The sequence below is a fragment of the Kocuria sp. NBRC 114282 genome (genome assembly GCF_030268385.1).
In the GTDB taxonomy this organism is placed as follows: Bacteria; Actinomycetota; Actinomycetes; order Actinomycetales; family Micrococcaceae; genus Kocuria; species Kocuria palustris.
Map to the genome: position 1 here is coordinate 1 of NZ_BSQO01000019.1, position 2013 is coordinate 2013.

General features: G+C 55.5%; 1 rRNA gene. It reads left to right on the top strand.

Features of this window, described 5'->3' with window-relative positions:
* A 23S ribosomal RNA gene (locus tag QSJ40_RS12515) occupies positions 1–1902 on the top strand; the annotation flags it as partial.
* Between the last annotated feature and the right edge of the window lie 111 nt (positions 1903–2013).

Here is a 2013-nt window from a genome sequence, read left to right on the forward strand (position 1 = left end):
CGATCCTGTCAGGGCTTTTGGGTTCTGGTGGGGTGCTGTGTGGTGACTGTAATGGTTTTGTGTGTGTTGGGTAGGGGAGCGTCGAGCGGGTGGTGAAGCTGCCGGGTGACCGAGTGGTGGAGCCTGTTCGAGTGAGAATGCAGGCATGAGTAGCGAATGACGGGTGAGAAACCCGTCCGCCGAATGATCAAGGGTTCCGGGGTCAAGCTAATCTGCCCCGGGTGAGTCGGGACCTAAGGCGAGGCCGACAGGCGTAGTCGATGGACAACGGGTTGATATTCCCGTACCGGCGAAGAACCGCCCATACTGAACTGGGGATACTAACCACCGGTTCCACCCGTTTCTCATGCGCCACTTTGTGGTGTGTGGTTGTGGTGGGATGCGTGGGACCTGATCCAGGGAGGTAAGCGTGTTAACAGGTGTGACGCAGGAAGGTAGCCGAGCCAGGCGATGGTAGTCCTGGTCTAAGCGTGTAGGGCGAGTCATTGGTAAATCCGTGGCTCATATAGCTTGAGACGTGATGGGACCCCTTTGGTGGGGGATTCGGTGATCCTATGCTGCCGAGAAAAGCATCGACGTGAGGTTCTAGCCGCCCGTACCCCAAACCGACACAGGTGATCAGGTAGAGAATACTAAGGCGTTCGAGAGAATCATGGTTAAGGAACTCGGCAAAATGCCCCCGTAACTTCGGGAGAAGGGGGGCCCGGACCCTGATATGCCCTTGCGGTGTGGAGGGGGTAAGGGTCGCAGAGACCAGGGGGAAGCGACTGTTTATCAAAAACACAGGTCCGTGCGAAGTCGTAAGACGATGTATACGGACTGACTCCTGCCCGGTGCTGGAAGGTTAAGAGGACCTGTTAGACGCAAGTCGAAGCGGAGAATTTAAGCCCCAGTAAACGGCGGTGGTAACTATAACCATCCTAAGGTAGCGAAATTCCTTGTCGGGTAAGTTCCGACCTGCACGAATGGAGTAACGACTTCCCCGCTGTCTCAACCATGAACTCGGCGAAATTGCAGTACGAGTAAAGATGCTCGTTACGCGCAGCAGGACGGAAAGACCCCGAGACCTTTACTATAGTTTGGTATTGGTGTTCGGTGCGGCTTGTGTAGGATAGGTGGGAGACTGTGAAGCGGACACGCCAGTGTTCGTGGAGTCGTTGTTGAAATACCACTCTGGTCGCTCTGGATATCTAACTTCGGCCCGTGATCCGGGTCAGGGACAGTGCCTGATGGGTAGTTTAACTGGGGCGGTTGCCTCCTAAAGAGTAACGGAGGCGCCCAAAGGTTCCCTCAGCCTGGTTGGCAATCAGGTGTTGAGTGCAAGTGCACAAGGGAGCTTGACTGTGAGAGTGACGGCTCGAGCAGGGACGAAAGTCGGGACTAGTGATCCGGCGGTACATTGTGGAATGGCCGTCGCTCAACGGATAAAAGGTACCTCGGGGATAACAGGCTGATCTTGCCCAAGAGTCCATATCGACGGCATGGTTTGGCACCTCGATGTCGGCTCGTCGCATCCTGGGGCTGGAGTTGGTCCCAAGGGTTGGGCTGTTCGCCCATTAAAGCGGCACGCGAGCTGGGTTCAGAACGTCGTGAGACAGTTCGGTCCCTATCCGCTGCGCGCGTTGGAAATTTGAGAAGGTCTGTCCTTAGTACGAGAGGACCGGGACGGACGAACCTCTGGTATGTCAGTTGTACCGCCAGGTGCATGGCTGATTGGCTACGTTCGGGAGAGATAACCGCTGAAAGCATCTAAGCGGGAAGCTTGCTTCGAGATGAGATTTCCTTCCTCCTTTGTGGGGGTGAGGCTCCCAGGAGACTACTGGGTTGATAGGCTGGATGTGGTAGCGAGGACTGACGACTCGTGGAGCTGACCAGTACTAATAAGCCGATGATCTTCACACACACAACATGTCTTGCAGCCCCCTTTTTTGGGGGTGTGAATAGCAGCGTGTTTCGCGTCCACTGTACGGTTTTGGAACAACACCGTCCCACAACCATCTGGTTCCCGTTCGC